Origin of the sequence: Pseudorhodobacter sp. MZDSW-24AT (assembly GCF_002794355.1) — a bacterium.
Classification (GTDB): domain Bacteria; phylum Pseudomonadota; class Alphaproteobacteria; order Rhodobacterales; family Rhodobacteraceae; genus Pseudotabrizicola.
This window is the reverse complement of the sequence record NZ_PGOI01000012.1, coordinates 176,167-189,960: the sequence shown is the minus strand read 5'-3', so window position 1 is coordinate 189,960 and position 13,794 is coordinate 176,167. Positions and strand designations below refer to the sequence as shown.

The window sequence follows — 13,794 nt, the reverse complement described above, 5'->3', positions numbered from 1 at the left end:
GAATGTCCGGGCCAGACCCAGAACATGCGCGCAAGATGGCCCTTCAGGCCCGTCTTGTCGCATTCGTTCTGGCCGGGACAATGTTGCTGTGGATGGGCGCGCAATATCTGGGCGGAAAGATGGGCTGGGATACCCGCTATGTCTTTCTGTTCGATTTTGCCGCGATTGCCGCGTTCTTGTGGGCGTTGGTTGTGACGTATCAGATCTGGCGCAGTCGTCAGGGTTGAAGGAAGGGGCAAGCAATGCTCAAGGATCAGGACCGCATCTTTACCAACCTCTACGGGATGCATGACCGCACCCTTGCGGGGGCGAAAGCGCGTGGCCATTGGGATGGCACCGCCGAGATCATCTCGCGCGGCCGCGACAAGATCATCGAGCAGATGAAGGCATCTGGCCTGCGCGGGCGCGGCGGGGCAGGGTTCCCGACCGGGCTGAAATGGTCGTTCATGCCCAAGCAGTCGGATGGTCGCCCGGCCTATCTGGTGATCAATGCGGACGAGTCCGAGCCCGGCACCTGCAAGGACCGCGAGATCATGCGGCATGATCCGCACACGCTTATCGAAGGCGCGCTGATCGCGTCTTTCGCGATGAATGCAAACACCTGCTACATCTACATTCGTGGTGAATACATCCGCGAGAAAGAGGCGCTGCAGGCGGCGATTGACGAATGCTATGAGGCGGGGCTGCTGGGGCGCAACGCGGCCAAGTCCGGCTGGGATTTTGACCTGTATCTCCATCATGGGGCAGGCGCCTATATCTGCGGTGAGGAAACCGCGCTGCTGGAAAGCCTTGAGGGCAAGAAGGGGATGCCGCGCATGAAGCCGCCGTTCCCGGCGGGGGCGGGCCTTTATGGCTGCCCGACCACGGTGAACAACGTGGAGTCGATCGCGGTGGTGCCGACCATCCTGCGCCGTGGGCCGGAATGGTTTGCAAGCTTTGGCCGCCCCAACAATGCCGGCACCAAGCTGTTTGGCATCTCGGGCCATGTGAACGCGCCTTGTGTGGTCGAAGAGTCGATGTCGATCCCGCTGAAAGAGTTGCTGGAGCGGCATTGCGGCGGCGTGCGCGGAGGCTGGAAGAACATCAAGGCGGTGATCCCCGGCGGGTCCTCGGTGCCTTTGTTGAACGCGGCGCAATGCGAGGATGCGATCATGGATTTCGACTGGCTGCGTGAGCAGCGGTCGGGTCTTGGGACGGCGGCGGTGATCGTGATGGATCAGTCGACGGATGTGATCAAGGCGATCTGGCGCTTGTCGAAATTCTACAAGCACGAGTCCTGCGGCCAGTGCACGCCGTGCCGCGAAGGCACCGGCTGGATGATGCGCGTGATGGACCGCTTGGTGCGCGGCGAGGCCGAAGTCGAGGAAATCGACATGCTGATCTCGGTCACCAAGCAGGTGGAAGGCCACACGATCTGTGCGCTTGGCGATGCGGCGGCTTGGCCGATCCAAGGGCTTGTGCGGGCATTCCGCGACGAGATCGAGGATCGCATCAAGGCCAAGAAAACCGGGCGCATCAGCGCGGTCGCGGCGGAGTGATGCGGGTGGCGGTGGCCATGTCCCTGACGCTTGCGCTTGGCGCTTGCGTGTCGCAGGCCCCGACGGGACCGGCGCAGGGTATGGTTGCGCCTGTCGCGGCACCGCTGCGGGTGACCAAAGCGGGACAGCCGTTCCAAGCCCATGAGGGCGTTGCCGCCCGCCGGGTGGCGGAGGCGGAGTGCAATGCGCGGGGGCGCCGTTTGCAGCCCAGCATCTATGACCGTTTCGAGGCGGGGGCTTGGGTCTATGTGGAGGGCTGCGCATGATGTGTTATGCGATAGCCGCCCAAGATTGCGTGAGGAACGCCGCGTGTCATCGCCTATCAAGGCCCGGAGTCCTTATGTCCTTGGCATGGAATGCCAAGGAGGCTTTGATGAAACTGATCCCGATGACCCTTGTTGCCCTGATGCTGTCGGCCCCTGCCTTTGCGCTGGTGCCGATCAATCAGGAGAAAACGATCAACGGCACCCTGCTGAGCGGGTTCATCGCCGATGCAATCGCCGACAATTGCCCGACGATGCAGCCGCGCAAGCTGCGGGCCTTGAACGAGTTGCTGAAACTGCGGGACTACGCGCTGCGGGTGGGCTATAGCGCGGCTGAAGTGCGGGCCTTTGTGGAAAGCCCGACCGAAAAAGCGCGGGGCAAGGCGGAGGCGGCGGCGTGGCTTGCGCGCAAGGGCGCGGTGCCGGGACAGGCCGAGGCCTATTGCGCCGCTGGTGAGGCAGAGATTGCGAACGGCAGCCTGATCGGCACATTGCTGAGGTCGACGCGATGACGGCCGCGCAACAGATTCTTCGGGCAGCGTGCTGCCCGAACCAGAACATGGCGTTTGGGCGGGTGATCCGTTCACGCCTGAGGACTGCGGAGTAAGCAGATGACGAACCTGAAGAAGATCAGCATTGACGGCATCGAGGTCGAGGTGGATGGGGCAATGACCATCATCCAGGCGGCCGAAGTGGCAGGCGTGGAGATCCCGCGTTTCTGCTATCATGAGCGTCTGACGATTGCGGGCAACTGCCGTATGTGTCTGGTCGAGGTCGTGGGCGGCCCGCCGAAACCGGCGGCAAGCTGCGCAATGCAGGTTCGCGATCTGCGCCCCGGCCCCAATGGCGAGGCGCCGGTGGTCAAGACCAACAGCCCCATGGTCAAGAAGGCCCGCGAGGGTGTGATGGAATTCCTGCTGATCAACCATCCCCTCGATTGCCCGATCTGCGATCAGGGTGGGGAATGCGATCTGCAGGATCAGGCCATGGCCTATGGCGTGGACTTCAGCCGCTACCGCGAGCCGAAGCGCGCGTCAGAAGACCTGAATCTGGGGCCGCTGGTCGCCACCACCATGACGCGCTGCATTTCCTGCACCCGCTGCGTGCGCTTTACCTCGGAAGTCGCGGGGATCACCCAGATGGGCCAGACGGGCCGGGGTGAGGATGCAGAAATCACCAGCTATCTGAACGAGACGCTGAACAGCAACCTGCAGGGCAATATCATCGATCTGTGCCCGGTGGGCGCGCTGACGAGCAAGCCCTATGCCTTTACCGCGCGTCCTTGGGAATTGACCAAGACCGAATCCATCGATGTGATGGATGCGCTGGGGTCGAGCATCCGCATCGACACCAAAGGGCGTGAGGTGATGCGGATCATCCCGCGCAACCATGATGGCGTGAACGAAGAGTGGATCTCGGACAAGACCCGCTTCATCTGGGACGGTCTGCGCCGTCAGCGGCTGGACACGCCCTATATCCGCGAGAACGGCCGTTTGCGCAAAGCGGGCTGGGGTGAGGCTTTGGCGGCGGCTGCCACCGCGATGAAGGGTGGCAAGGTGACCGCGATTGTCGGCGATCTGGCCCCGGTGGAGGCTGTGTTCAGCCTGAAGCAATTGGTGGAAGGTCTGGGCGGCAAGATCGAGTGCCGCACCGATGGGGCGAAGCTGCCTGCGGGCAACCGCTCGGCCTATGTCGGGACGGCGGCGATCGAAGATATCGATACGGCCCGGACGATCATCCTGATCGGCACCAACCCGCGGGATGAGGCGCCTGTTCTGAACGCGCGCATCCGGAAGGCGTGGAGCGCTGGTGCGGATGTGACGCTGATCGGCACGGCTGTGGACCTGACCTATGACTACGCCCATGCCGGAACGGACCGCGCCGCGCTGGTGAAGGCGACGGCGGATGCGGCGGCGACCGAAGCGGCTGTGGTGATCGTTGGCCAAGGCGCACTGAATGAAGCCGATGGTGAGGCGGTGCTGTCTCAGGCGATGAAGCTTGCCGAGGTGATGGGGGCCAAGCTGCTGGTTCTGCACACCGCTGCGGCGCGCGTCGGGGCGATGGACGTGGGCGCCGTCACCGATGGCGGCATGTCGGCGGCGATGGATGGCGCGCAGGTGATCTTCAACCTTGGCGCGGATGAGGTGGAAATCGCCCCCGGTCCCTTCGTGATCTATCAGGGCAGCCATGGCGACCGGGGGGCGCACCGCGCCGATCTGATCCTGCCCGGTGCGGCCTATACCGAAGAAAACGGGCTCTTCGTCAATACCGAAGGCCGCCCACAGCTGGCGATGCGCGCGGGCTTTGCCCCCGGCGAGGCCAAGGAGAACTGGGCAATCCTGCGGGCGCTTTCGGCTGAGATTGGCGCGACTTTGCCTTGGGATTCGCTGGCGGGCCTGCGCCGGGCTTTGGTGGCGGCGCATCCGCATCTGGGGCAGGTGGATATGGTGGCCGACAATGGCTGGACCCGCATTCCGCTGCGCGACCCGGCAAGCGCGAGCTTCCGTCTGCCGGTCAAGGATTTCTATCTGACCAACCCGATTGCCCGCGCCTCGCAGGTGATGGCGGAAATGTCGGCCTTGGCCAAATCCCGCACCCAAGCCCCTTTGGCAGCGGAGTAAGCTGATGCCACAGGCGCCCGTTCTTGCCAGCCTGACCGCCGCTTTCGCGGCGCTCTCGGCTTGTGCGCAGAGCGAGCCCGTGGCACAGGGCGACTTTGCGCCGTCTTATGAGGGCATTCAGACCGTGTTGCTGCAAGATGACATGGTCAATTTTCGCGTGGCGCTGCAAGGCGGACGCGGAAACGAAGATGTAGAAGCCTATGGCCGCTGTGCGGCCGCACAATATGCGCTGATCCGGGGGTATGGATTCGCGCGGCATGTGCGGACCACGGTGACGCAGGCAGGAAATACCTGGCGGGGGGACGCGGTCTATCTGATCTCGGCCGCGCTGCCACCCGGGCTCCGCACCATCGATGCCGAAGTGACGGTGCGTGATTGCGGAGCGCTCGGGATCCCGACGATTTGAAGATGAGAGGCTGAGAATGTCTGACTTTCTGGCAACGCCAATGGGCACGTTGGTTCTGGTCGCGGCGCAAAGCCTGCTGATCGTGGGCTTCGTGATGATCAGCCTGTTGTTTCTGGTGTATGGCGACCGCAAGATCTGGGCCGCCGTGCAGATGCGGCGGGGGCCGAACGTGGTGGGGGCCTTTGGCTTGCTGCAGTCGGTGGCCGATGCGCTGAAATATGTGGTCAAGGAAATCGTAGTGCCTGCCGGTGCGGACCGTCCGGTGTTCTTCCTTGCGCCGATGCTGTCTTTTGTGCTGGCGATGCTGGCTTGGGCGGTGATCCCCTTCAACGATGGCTGGATCTTGGCCGACATCAACGTGGCGATCCTGTTCGTTTTCGCGGTGTCGTCGCTTGAGGTTTACGGCGTGATCATGGGGGGCTGGGCCTCTAACTCGAAATATCCATTCCTTGGCTCCTTGCGGTCGGCCGCGCAGATGATCTCTTATGAAGTGTCGCTGGGTCTGATCATCATCGGCATCATCATCTCGACCGGGTCGATGAACTTCTCGGCGATCGTGGCGGCGCAAGACGGGGCTTATGGTCTGTTCTCGTGGTATTGGCTGCCGCACCTGCCGATGGTGGTGCTGTTCTTCATCAGCGCCTTGGCCGAAACCAACCGCCCGCCGTTCGACCTGCCAGAGGCGGAATCGGAACTCGTGGCTGGCTTCATGGTGGAATATTCCTCGACGCCCTATCTGCTTTTCATGGCGGGTGAATACATCGCCATCTTCCTGATGTGCGCTTTGATGAGCCTGCTGTTCTTTGGCGGCTGGCTGTCGCCGATCCCGGGGCTGCCGGATGGCTTCTTCTGGATGTTCATCAAGATGGCCTTCTTCTTCTTCCTCTTTGCCATGGTGAAGGCCATCGTGCCGCGCTATCGCTATGACCAGTTGATGCGGATTGGTTGGAAGGTGTTCCTGCCGCTGTCCTTGGGTTGGGTTGTTCTGGTGGCGTTCCTTGCAAAATTTGAAGTCTTCGGCGGCGCTTGGGCCCGCTGGACGATTGGGGGCTGATGATGGCGAACATCGACTGGAACCGCGCGACCCGGTATTTCCTGCTTCAGGATTTCATCAAGGGCTTTGCCTTGGGGATGAAGTATTTCTTCGCGCCCAAAAGCACGGTGAACTATCCGCATGAAAAGGGGCCGCTCTCTCCGCGTTTTCGGGGGGAGCACGCGCTGCGGCGCTATCCCAACGGGGAAGAGCGCTGCATCGCCTGCAAATTGTGTGAAGCGGTGTGCCCGGCGCAGGCGATCACGATTGACGCAGAGCCGCGTGAGGATGGCAGCCGCCGCACCACCCGCTATGACATCGACATGACGAAATGCATCTATTGCGGGTTCTGTCAGGAAGCCTGCCCGGTGGATGCGATCGTCGAAGGGCCGAACTTCGAGTTCAGCACTGAGACCCGCGAGGAGCTGTTCTACAACAAGGATAAGCTTCTGGATAACGGGGCGCGCTGGGAAGCCGAGATTGCCCGCAATCTTGAACTCGACGCGCCGTATCGGTGATGGTGATGACCGAAGCCTATACCAAGATGCTGCAGCAGATGTTCGAGCAGGGCCAGAAAATGGCCAGCGCGTTCATGCCCGGCATGGAAACGATCGATCCCAAGGCGTTCGAGAAGATGTTTCCCGCGATGCCGAAGGAATTGCTGGAGATGTGGTTCGGCAAGACCTTCAATCCCGAGGGGCTGGACGCGCGCACCCGTTTCTTGGTGACAATCGCGGCGCAAACCGTGCTGGGCCCGGTGGGTGAGCCGCAGTTGCGCATCACCATCAAGAATGGTTTGGCCGCCGGAGCCACGCAGCGCGAGATTGCGGAAGTGATCTGGCAGATGAGCATGTTCGGCGGCCTGCCCGCCACGCAAAAGGCACTGGAAATCGCCCAGTCTGTCTTTGCCGAGACCGAGGAGACCGAGAAATGACCGTGGCGGATTATGCCTTTTATGCCTTTGCCATCGTGGTGGTGTCGGCGGGGCTGATGGTGACCATCAGCCGTAACCCGGTGCATTCGGTGCTGTGGTTGATCCTTGCCTTCCTGTCCTCGGCGGGTCTGTTCGTCTTGCTGGGGGCCGAATTCGTGGCGATGCTGTTGATCATCGTCTATGTCGGCGCGGTGGCCGTGCTGTTCTTGTTCGTGGTGATGATGTTGGACATCGACTTTGCCGCGCTGAAGGGCGAGATCGCGCGCTACATGCCTTTGGGACTGCTGATCGGTGTGATCTTGCTGATGCAGCTTTCGCTGGGCTTTGGCGCCTGGGTGCAGGCCGAAGGGGCGATGGGGTTGCGGCAAGCCGTTGCGCCAGCGATGGAAGAGGTCGAGAACACCCGCGCCTTGGGGCTGTTGATCTATGACACCTATCTGCTGTTGTTCCAGCTGTCGGGTTTGATCCTGCTGGTGGCGATGATCGGGGCGATCCTTTTGACCTTGCGCCACCGCAAAGACGTGAAGCGGCAGAACGTGTTGCAGCAGATGTGGCGCGATCCGGCCAAGGCGATGGAGCTCAAGGATGTGAAGCCGGGGCAGGGGCTGTAAGGCCTGAGCCTGGCGGGTAGGGTGCGTGCAAGCACGCACCCTACGGAACGATAAACGGGCGCAAAGCCGCCTACGAGGGAACGACAAATGGTTGGTCTGGAACATTACCTGACAGTCGCGGCGGCGCTGTTCGTCATCGGCATTTTCGGCATCTTCCTGAACCGGAAGAACGTGATCGTCATCCTGATGTCGATTGAACTGATGCTGCTTGCGGTGAACATCAACATGGTCGCATTTTCCAGCCAGCTGGGCGATCTGGTGGGGCAGGTCTTCACCATGTTCATCCTGACCGTGGCGGCGGCCGAGGCGGCGATTGGCCTTGCGATCCTTGTGGTGTTCTTCCGCAACCGTGGAACGATCGACGTTGAAGACGTCAACGTGATGAAAGGCTAAGTCAGATGGCAACGATCATTCTTCTGGCGCCCTTGGTTGGCGCGCTGATCTGCGGCTTTGGCTGGCGCATCATCGGTGAGCGGGCGGGGCAGATCATTGCAACGGCTCTGGTGTTTTTGGCGGCGTTTCTGTCTTGGATCATCTTTCTGGGCTTTGACGGTGAGACCTATCGGGTGGTGCTGTTGCGCTGGATCGAATCCGGCACCTTGGGCAGTGAGTGGAGCATCCGCATCGACCGGCTGACCGCGATCATGCTGGTGGTGGTGAATTCGGTGTCCGCCTTGGTGCACCTCTATTCGTTCGGTTACATGGCGCATGACGACAACTGGAACCATCACGAACATTACCGTGCCCGGTTCTTTGCCTATTTGTCGTTCTTCACCTTTGCCATGCTGATGCTGGTGACCTCAGACAACCTTGTCCAGATGTTCTTCGGCTGGGAAGGCGTGGGCGTCGCGTCTTATCTGCTGATCGGGTTCTACTACAAGAAGCCAAGCGCCAATGCGGCGGCGATGAAGGCCTTTATCGTGAACCGCGTTGGTGACTTCGGGTTCGCGCTGGGTATTTTCGCGCTGTTCTACCTGACGGATTCGATCCGCTTCGATGAGGTCTTTGCGGCGGCGCCGGGCTTGGCCGAGACATCGGTCCGGTTCTTGTGGACGGAATGGAACGCGGCCAATCTGGTGGGGGTGCTGTTGTTCATCGGTGCGATGGGCAAATCGGCGCAGCTTTTCCTGCACACTTGGTTGCCGGATGCGATGGAAGGGCCGACCCCGGTTTCCGCGCTGATCCACGCGGCAACCATGGTGACGGCGGGCGTGTTTCTGGTGTGCCGCATGTCACCGGTCTATGAATATGCGCCGCAAGCCATGGCCTTTATCACTGTGCTGGGGGCTTGCACCGCCTTTGTCGCTGCGACCATTGGCTTGGTGCAGAATGACATCAAGCGTGTGATCGCTTATTCGACGATGTCTCAGCTGGGCTATATGTTCGTGGCTGCGGGCGTTGGTGTGTATTCGGTGGCGATGTTCCACCTGTTCACCCATGCTTTCTTCAAGGCGATGCTGTTCCTTGGCGCGGGGTCGGTGATCCATGCGACCCATCATGAACAAGACATGCGCAACTATGGTGGGCTGCGCAAAAAGATCCCGCTGACCTTCTGGGCCATGATGATCGGCACCTTGGCCATCACCGGCGTGGGGATCCCGCTGACGCATATCGGCTTTGCCGGTTTCCTGTCGAAAGATGCGGTGATTGAATCGGCCTTTGTCGGAAATCAGGGAGCGTTCTGGCTCTTGGTGGTCGCCGCCGGTATGACGAGCTTCTACTCTTGGCGCCTGATGTTCATGACCTTCTTCGGCGAGAACCGCGCGGGATCGGTGGGCCATGCGCATGGCCACCACGGGCATGACGACCATCATCATGAGCCGCATGAAAGCCCGACCATCATGCTGATCCCGCTGGGGGTGCTGGCGCTTGGCGCGGTGTTCTCGGGGATGCTGTGGTACAGTGTCTTCTTTGGCGACGAAGACAAGGTGCGCAACTGGTTTGGCATGGAAGCCGCGCATCACGCGGCGCAAGGCGAGGCGGCTGCGGAGACAGCAGAAGCGCCGGTCGCCGTGACAGAGGCTGCTCCGGCCGAGGGCGCTGTGGCGACGGAGGCTGCGCCGGCCGAGGGGGCTGTTGCTACCGAGGCTGCGCCGGCAGAGATGGCGGCTGCAGAGCCAGTGCCGCACCATGCGGCGGTGGCCCCGAAAGGCGCGATCTTTATCGGGCCAGAGAACACCGTGCTGCACGATGCGCATTATGTGCCCAAGTGGGTGAAGGTGAGCCCGTTCGTCGCGATGGTTCTGGGCCTTGCGCTGGCGTGGCTCTTCTACATCAAGAATCCTTCGCTGCCGGGTCGTTTGGCCGCGAACCAGCGACCGCTGTATTTGTTCTTGCTGAACAAGTGGTACTTTGACGAGCTGTATGACTGGGTTTTCGTGCGCTCGTCCAAGTGGTTGGGGCGTTTCCTCTGGAAAAAGGGCGATGGTGCCGTGATCGACGGTGGCATCAACGGGGTTGCCATGGGGATCATTCCCATGTTGACCCGCCTCGCCGGTCGGGCGCAATCCGGCTATGTCTTCCATTATGCCTTCGCCATGGTCGTTGGGGTGGTTGCCGTGATCACATGGCTCACACTGTCTGGCGCGCAGTAAGGGGGCGAAAGAGTACTTATGGACAACCTGCTTTCCATCATCACCTTCATCCCCGCGGTGGCCGCGATCATCATGGCGCTGTTCCTGCGTGGCGATGATGCCGCCGCGCAGAAGAACGCCAAATGGCTGGCGCTTTTGGCGACCACGGCGACCTTTCTGGTGTCGCTCTTCGTGCTTGCCGGGTTTGACCCTGCCAATACCGAGATGCAGTTCGTGGAAGAATACGACTGGATCTTGGGTCTGAAATACAAGATGGGCGTTGACGGCATCTCGGTGCTTTTCGTCATGCTGACCACGTTCCTGATGCCGATCACCATCGCCTCTTGCTGGGATGTGAAGGTGCGGGTGAAGGAATACATGATCGCCTTTCTTCTCCTTGAAACCCTGATGCTGGGCGTGTTCTGCGCGCTGGATCTGGTGCTGTTCTACCTGTTCTTCGAAGCTGGCCTGATCCCGATGTTCCTGATCATCGGCATCTGGGGCGGCAAAGAACGGATCTACGCGGCGTTCAAGTTCTTCCTGTATACCTTCCTTGGCTCGGTGCTGATGCTGGTGGCGATGATCGCCATGTATTGGGATGCGGGGACGACGGATATTCCCACGCTGCTGACGCATAGCTTTGCGTCTGAGAGCTTCTCGCTGTTGGGGATCACCGTGGTCGGCGGCCTGCAGACGATGCTGTTCCTTGCGTTCTTCGCCTCGTTCGCGGTGAAGATGCCGATGTGGCCGGTGCACACCTGGTTGCCGGATGCTCACGTGCAAGCGCCGACGGCAGGTTCGGTGGTGCTTGCGGCAATCCTGCTGAAGATGGGGGGCTATGGCTTCCTGCGCTTCAGCTTGCCGATGTTTCCGGTGGGGTCGGATGTGCTGGCTGATGTAGTCTTGTGGATGTCGGCCATCGCAATTGTTTACACCTCGCTGGTGGCGTTGGCTCAGCAAGACATGAAAAAGCTGATCGCCTATTCATCGGTCGCGCATATGGGCTATGTGACGATGGGCATTTTCTCTGCCAATCAGCAGGGGATTGACGGGGCCATCTTCCAGATGATCAGCCACGGTTTCATCTCGGGCGCGCTGTTCCTCTGTGTGGGCGTGATCTATGACCGGATGCACACGCGTGAGATTGACGCGTATGGCGGCTTGGTGAACCGGATGCCGGCCTATGCGATGATCTTTATGTTCTTCACCATGGCCAATGTCGGCTTGCCGGGCACCTCGGGCTTTGTCGGGGAATTCCTGACGCTGGTGGGCGTGTTCCAGGTCAACACCTGGGTGGCGGCCGTGGCAACCAGCGGCGTGATCCTGTCGGCGGCTTATGCGCTGTGGCTCTACCGCCGGGTGGTTATGGGTGAGATGATCAAGGAGGCCTTGAAGTCGATCACCGACATGACCCGCCGTGAAAAGGTGATCTTTGCCCCCTTGGTGTTCATGACCCTGCTTCTGGGCGTTTACCCTTCTTTGGTGACCGATATCATCGGCCCCAGCGTTGGCGCCCTTGTGACCGATTATCAGGCCGCGATCCCGGTTTCGGGTGAATCGCAACTGGCCCAGCACTGAAGGAGCGGGAACGATGACCGCAGTTGATTTCAACACCATTCTGCCAGAGTTCATTTTGGCGGCCTTTGCGCTCGGCGCGCTGATGTTTGGCGCCTATGGCGGTAAGGACAAGACGGCCCCGCTGCTGGTCTGGGCCACCTCTGGCCTGTTCTTCGCCTTGGCCTTGTTCATCGGCTTTGGCACCACTGGAGAGCGGATGGCCTTTGGCGGGCTGTTCACCGATGACCCGTTTGCGCGATTTGCCAAAGTGGTCATTCTGGTTTCGGCGGCCTGTGTGATGCTGATGGCGCAGGATTACATGCAGCGCCGCGACCTGCTGCGCTTTGAGTTTCCGATCCTTGTGACCCTTGCCACCATTGGGATGATGGTGATGGTGTCGGCTGGCGATCTGATGACGCTCTATATGGGGTTGGAGTTGCAGTCGCTGTCGCTGTATGTGGTCGCGGCCATGCGGCGGGACAGCACAAAATCGTCCGAGGCGGGCCTGAAGTATTTTGTTCTGGGCGCGCTGTCCTCGGGTCTCTTCCTTTATGGCGCGTCGCTCACTTATGGCTTTGCCGGGACCACCCAGTTCGCAGGCATTCTGTCGACGCTGCAGGGGGAAACACCGGTGGGTCTGACCATCGGGCTGGTGTTCATGCTGGCGGCGCTGGCCTTCAAGGTGTCGGCAGCCCCGTTCCATATGTGGACGCCTGATGTCTATGAAGGGTCGCCCACGCCGATCACCGCCTTTTTTGCCACGGCACCCAAGGTTGCTGCGATGGCATTGATCGCGCGGCTGGTGCATGACGCTTTTGGTGGCGTTCCGGGCGACTGGACCCAAGTGCTTGCCGCCTTGGCCGTGGTCTCGATGTATCTTGGCGCGATTGCCGCCATTGGTCAGCGCGACATCAAGCGCCTGATGGCCTATTCCTCGATCGCGCACATGGGCTTTGCGCTGCTGGGTCTGGCGTCGGGGACAGCCGCAGGCGTGCAAGCCATGCTGATTTATATGGCCATCTATGTGACAATGAATGTGGGCACCTTTGCCTTCATCCTGTCGATGGAACGTGACGGTCGCCCGGTGACCGATATCCAGTCGCTGAACATGTTCTCGAAAAAGGAACCGCTCAAGGCTTTGGCATTGCTGATCCTGATGTTCAGCCTTGCTGGTGTGCCGCCCATGCTTGGCTTCTTTGGCAAGTTCTATGTGCTCAAGGCTGCAGTGGATGCCGGGATGGTCTGGCTGGCCGTTGCCGGGGCGGTGGCATCGGTGATCGGGGCGTTCTATTACCTGCGGATCGTCTTTTATATCTATTTCGGCAAGGACGGCGAACCGGCAGACAGCAACATGGCACCGGTGCAATGGGTGATGATGGTGGGTGTTGCCGCCATCATGATCTTGGGCATCGTGAACCTGTTCGGGATCGAGCCCGTCGCGGCGATGGCCGCCGAAGCTCTTGTCCGTTAAGGCCATGGGCACGGCCAGATGGCCAGAGGGCACCGCGCGTGTCCTCTTGCCACAGGTCGACAGCACCAATGCTGAGGCTTTTCGCCGGGCCCCGCAGCTTGCGGGGCCTGCGTGGATTCTGGCGGCCGAGCAGTCGTCAGGGCGCGGCCGTCGCGCGCGGCCATGGTCAAGCCCGCCGGGCAATGCTTATGCGACGCTGGTGATGCACCTGCAGGACACGCCCGCGCAGATTGCCTTGCGCAGCTTTGTCGCGGCCTTGGCGCTGCATGATGCGCTGTCCTCTGTCATGAAAACACCGCAGGGCCTTTCGCTGAAATGGCCCAATGATGTGCTGCTGAACGGTGGCAAGGTGGCGGGCATTCTGCTGGAATGCCAGAGCGCAGGGCAGGGGCGCCAAACGCTGGCGATTGGCATTGGCGTGAACCTGATCGCTCATCCGCCGCTTTCTGAGGTGGAACCCGGGGCCACGCCGCCTGTCTCGGTCCTCTCGGAAAGTGGGATGCGGGTCAGTCCCGAGGCCTTCCTGACACCGTTGGCCGCCGCCTTTGCCGCATGGGAGGCACGATTCGCGACCGAAGGCTTTGCCCCGATCCGCAGTGCCTGGCTTATGCAGGCCGCGCGCCTTGGAGAGCCCATCCGCGCCCGCACCGGCACGCAGGAACGGCATGGCGTTTTTGAAAGCATTGATGCCGACGGAAATCTGGTTTTGCGCACCCCTCAGGCCACCCTTGCCATCCCCGCTGCCGAGGTGTTCTTCTGACCTCGGAGGTCAGTTTCTGCCCTGAAA

Annotated in this window: 15 protein-coding genes; all 15 read left to right on the top strand. The window is 61.0% G+C overall.

Annotation, left to right across the window (positions count from 1 at the left end; translation table 11 throughout):
- Positions 1-2 precede the first annotated feature (2 nt).
- The 15 genes from CUR21_RS16465 to CUR21_RS16395 all read left to right on the top strand — a co-directional run bounded on the left by CUR21_RS16465 (position 3) and on the right by CUR21_RS16395 (position 13,767).
- Positions 3-227 (top strand): DUF5337 domain-containing protein, encoded by a 225-nt coding sequence (locus tag CUR21_RS16465; RefSeq protein ID WP_100198157.1) that lies wholly within the window; start codon positions 3-5, stop codon positions 225-227.
- Positions 228-242: 15 nt separating this feature from the next.
- A complete protein-coding gene (nuoF, locus tag CUR21_RS16460) occupies positions 243-1,538 on the top strand; it encodes an NADH-quinone oxidoreductase subunit NuoF (RefSeq protein WP_100198156.1) in 1,296 nt (431 codons plus the stop codon).
- A 17-nt stretch (positions 1,539-1,555) separates the two neighbouring features.
- The gene (locus tag CUR21_RS16455) at positions 1,556-1,804 is read left to right on the top strand and encodes a hypothetical protein (RefSeq protein WP_157792049.1); all 249 of its coding nucleotides are present in this window, start codon (positions 1,556-1,558) and stop codon (positions 1,802-1,804) included.
- Between the two features lie 107 nt (positions 1,805-1,911).
- Positions 1,912-2,313 carry a DUF5333 domain-containing protein gene (locus tag CUR21_RS16450; protein WP_157792048.1) on the top strand — a complete coding sequence of 134 codons (402 nt, stop codon included), beginning with the start codon at positions 1,912-1,914 and terminating at the stop codon, positions 2,311-2,313.
- A gap of 99 nt (positions 2,314-2,412) precedes the next feature.
- A complete protein-coding gene (nuoG, locus tag CUR21_RS16445) occupies positions 2,413-4,422 on the top strand; it encodes an NADH-quinone oxidoreductase subunit NuoG (RefSeq protein WP_100198153.1) in 2,010 nt (669 codons plus the stop codon).
- A 4-nt stretch (positions 4,423-4,426) separates the two neighbouring features.
- Complete coding sequence (locus tag CUR21_RS16440; RefSeq protein WP_100198152.1) at positions 4,427-4,828, top strand: hypothetical protein; 402 nt, start codon at positions 4,427-4,429, stop codon at positions 4,826-4,828.
- A 16-nt stretch (positions 4,829-4,844) separates the two neighbouring features.
- A complete protein-coding gene (nuoH, locus tag CUR21_RS16435; RefSeq protein ID WP_100198151.1) occupies positions 4,845-5,882 on the top strand; it encodes an NADH-quinone oxidoreductase subunit NuoH in 1,038 nt (345 codons plus the stop codon).
- 2 nt (positions 5,883-5,884) lie between these two features.
- Positions 5,885-6,379, top strand: a complete 495-nt coding sequence (nuoI, locus tag CUR21_RS16430; protein ID WP_100198211.1) for an NADH-quinone oxidoreductase subunit NuoI — start codon at positions 5,885-5,887, stop codon at positions 6,377-6,379.
- A 5-nt stretch (positions 6,380-6,384) separates the two neighbouring features.
- Positions 6,385-6,795: a carboxymuconolactone decarboxylase family protein gene (locus CUR21_RS16425; protein ID WP_100198210.1), complete on the top strand. Its 411-nt coding sequence runs from the start codon at positions 6,385-6,387 to the stop codon at positions 6,793-6,795.
- Positions 6,792-7,406, top strand: coding sequence for an NADH-quinone oxidoreductase subunit J (locus tag CUR21_RS16420; RefSeq protein WP_100198150.1), 615 nt, complete (start codon positions 6,792-6,794; stop codon positions 7,404-7,406). Before CUR21_RS16425 ends, CUR21_RS16420 begins: the two co-directional genes overlap by 4 nt.
- A gap of 87 nt (positions 7,407-7,493) precedes the next feature.
- Positions 7,494-7,799: an NADH-quinone oxidoreductase subunit NuoK gene (gene nuoK, locus CUR21_RS16415; protein ID WP_100198149.1), complete on the top strand. Its 306-nt coding sequence runs from the start codon at positions 7,494-7,496 to the stop codon at positions 7,797-7,799.
- A gap of 5 nt (positions 7,800-7,804) precedes the next feature.
- Positions 7,805-10,000 (top strand): NADH-quinone oxidoreductase subunit L, encoded by a 2,196-nt coding sequence (gene nuoL / locus CUR21_RS16410; RefSeq protein ID WP_100198148.1) that lies wholly within the window; start codon positions 7,805-7,807, stop codon positions 9,998-10,000.
- A gap of 18 nt (positions 10,001-10,018) precedes the next feature.
- Positions 10,019-11,557: an NADH-quinone oxidoreductase subunit M gene (locus tag CUR21_RS16405; RefSeq protein ID WP_100198147.1), complete on the top strand. Its 1,539-nt coding sequence runs from the start codon at positions 10,019-10,021 to the stop codon at positions 11,555-11,557.
- Between the two features lie 13 nt (positions 11,558-11,570).
- Positions 11,571-13,007 carry an NADH-quinone oxidoreductase subunit NuoN gene (gene nuoN / locus CUR21_RS16400; protein ID WP_100198146.1) on the top strand — a complete coding sequence of 479 codons (1,437 nt, stop codon included), beginning with the start codon at positions 11,571-11,573 and terminating at the stop codon, positions 13,005-13,007.
- Between the two features lie 4 nt (positions 13,008-13,011).
- Positions 13,012-13,767: a biotin--[acetyl-CoA-carboxylase] ligase gene (locus tag CUR21_RS16395; RefSeq protein WP_100198145.1), complete on the top strand. Its 756-nt coding sequence runs from the start codon at positions 13,012-13,014 to the stop codon at positions 13,765-13,767.
- Positions 13,768-13,794 lie beyond the last annotated feature (27 nt).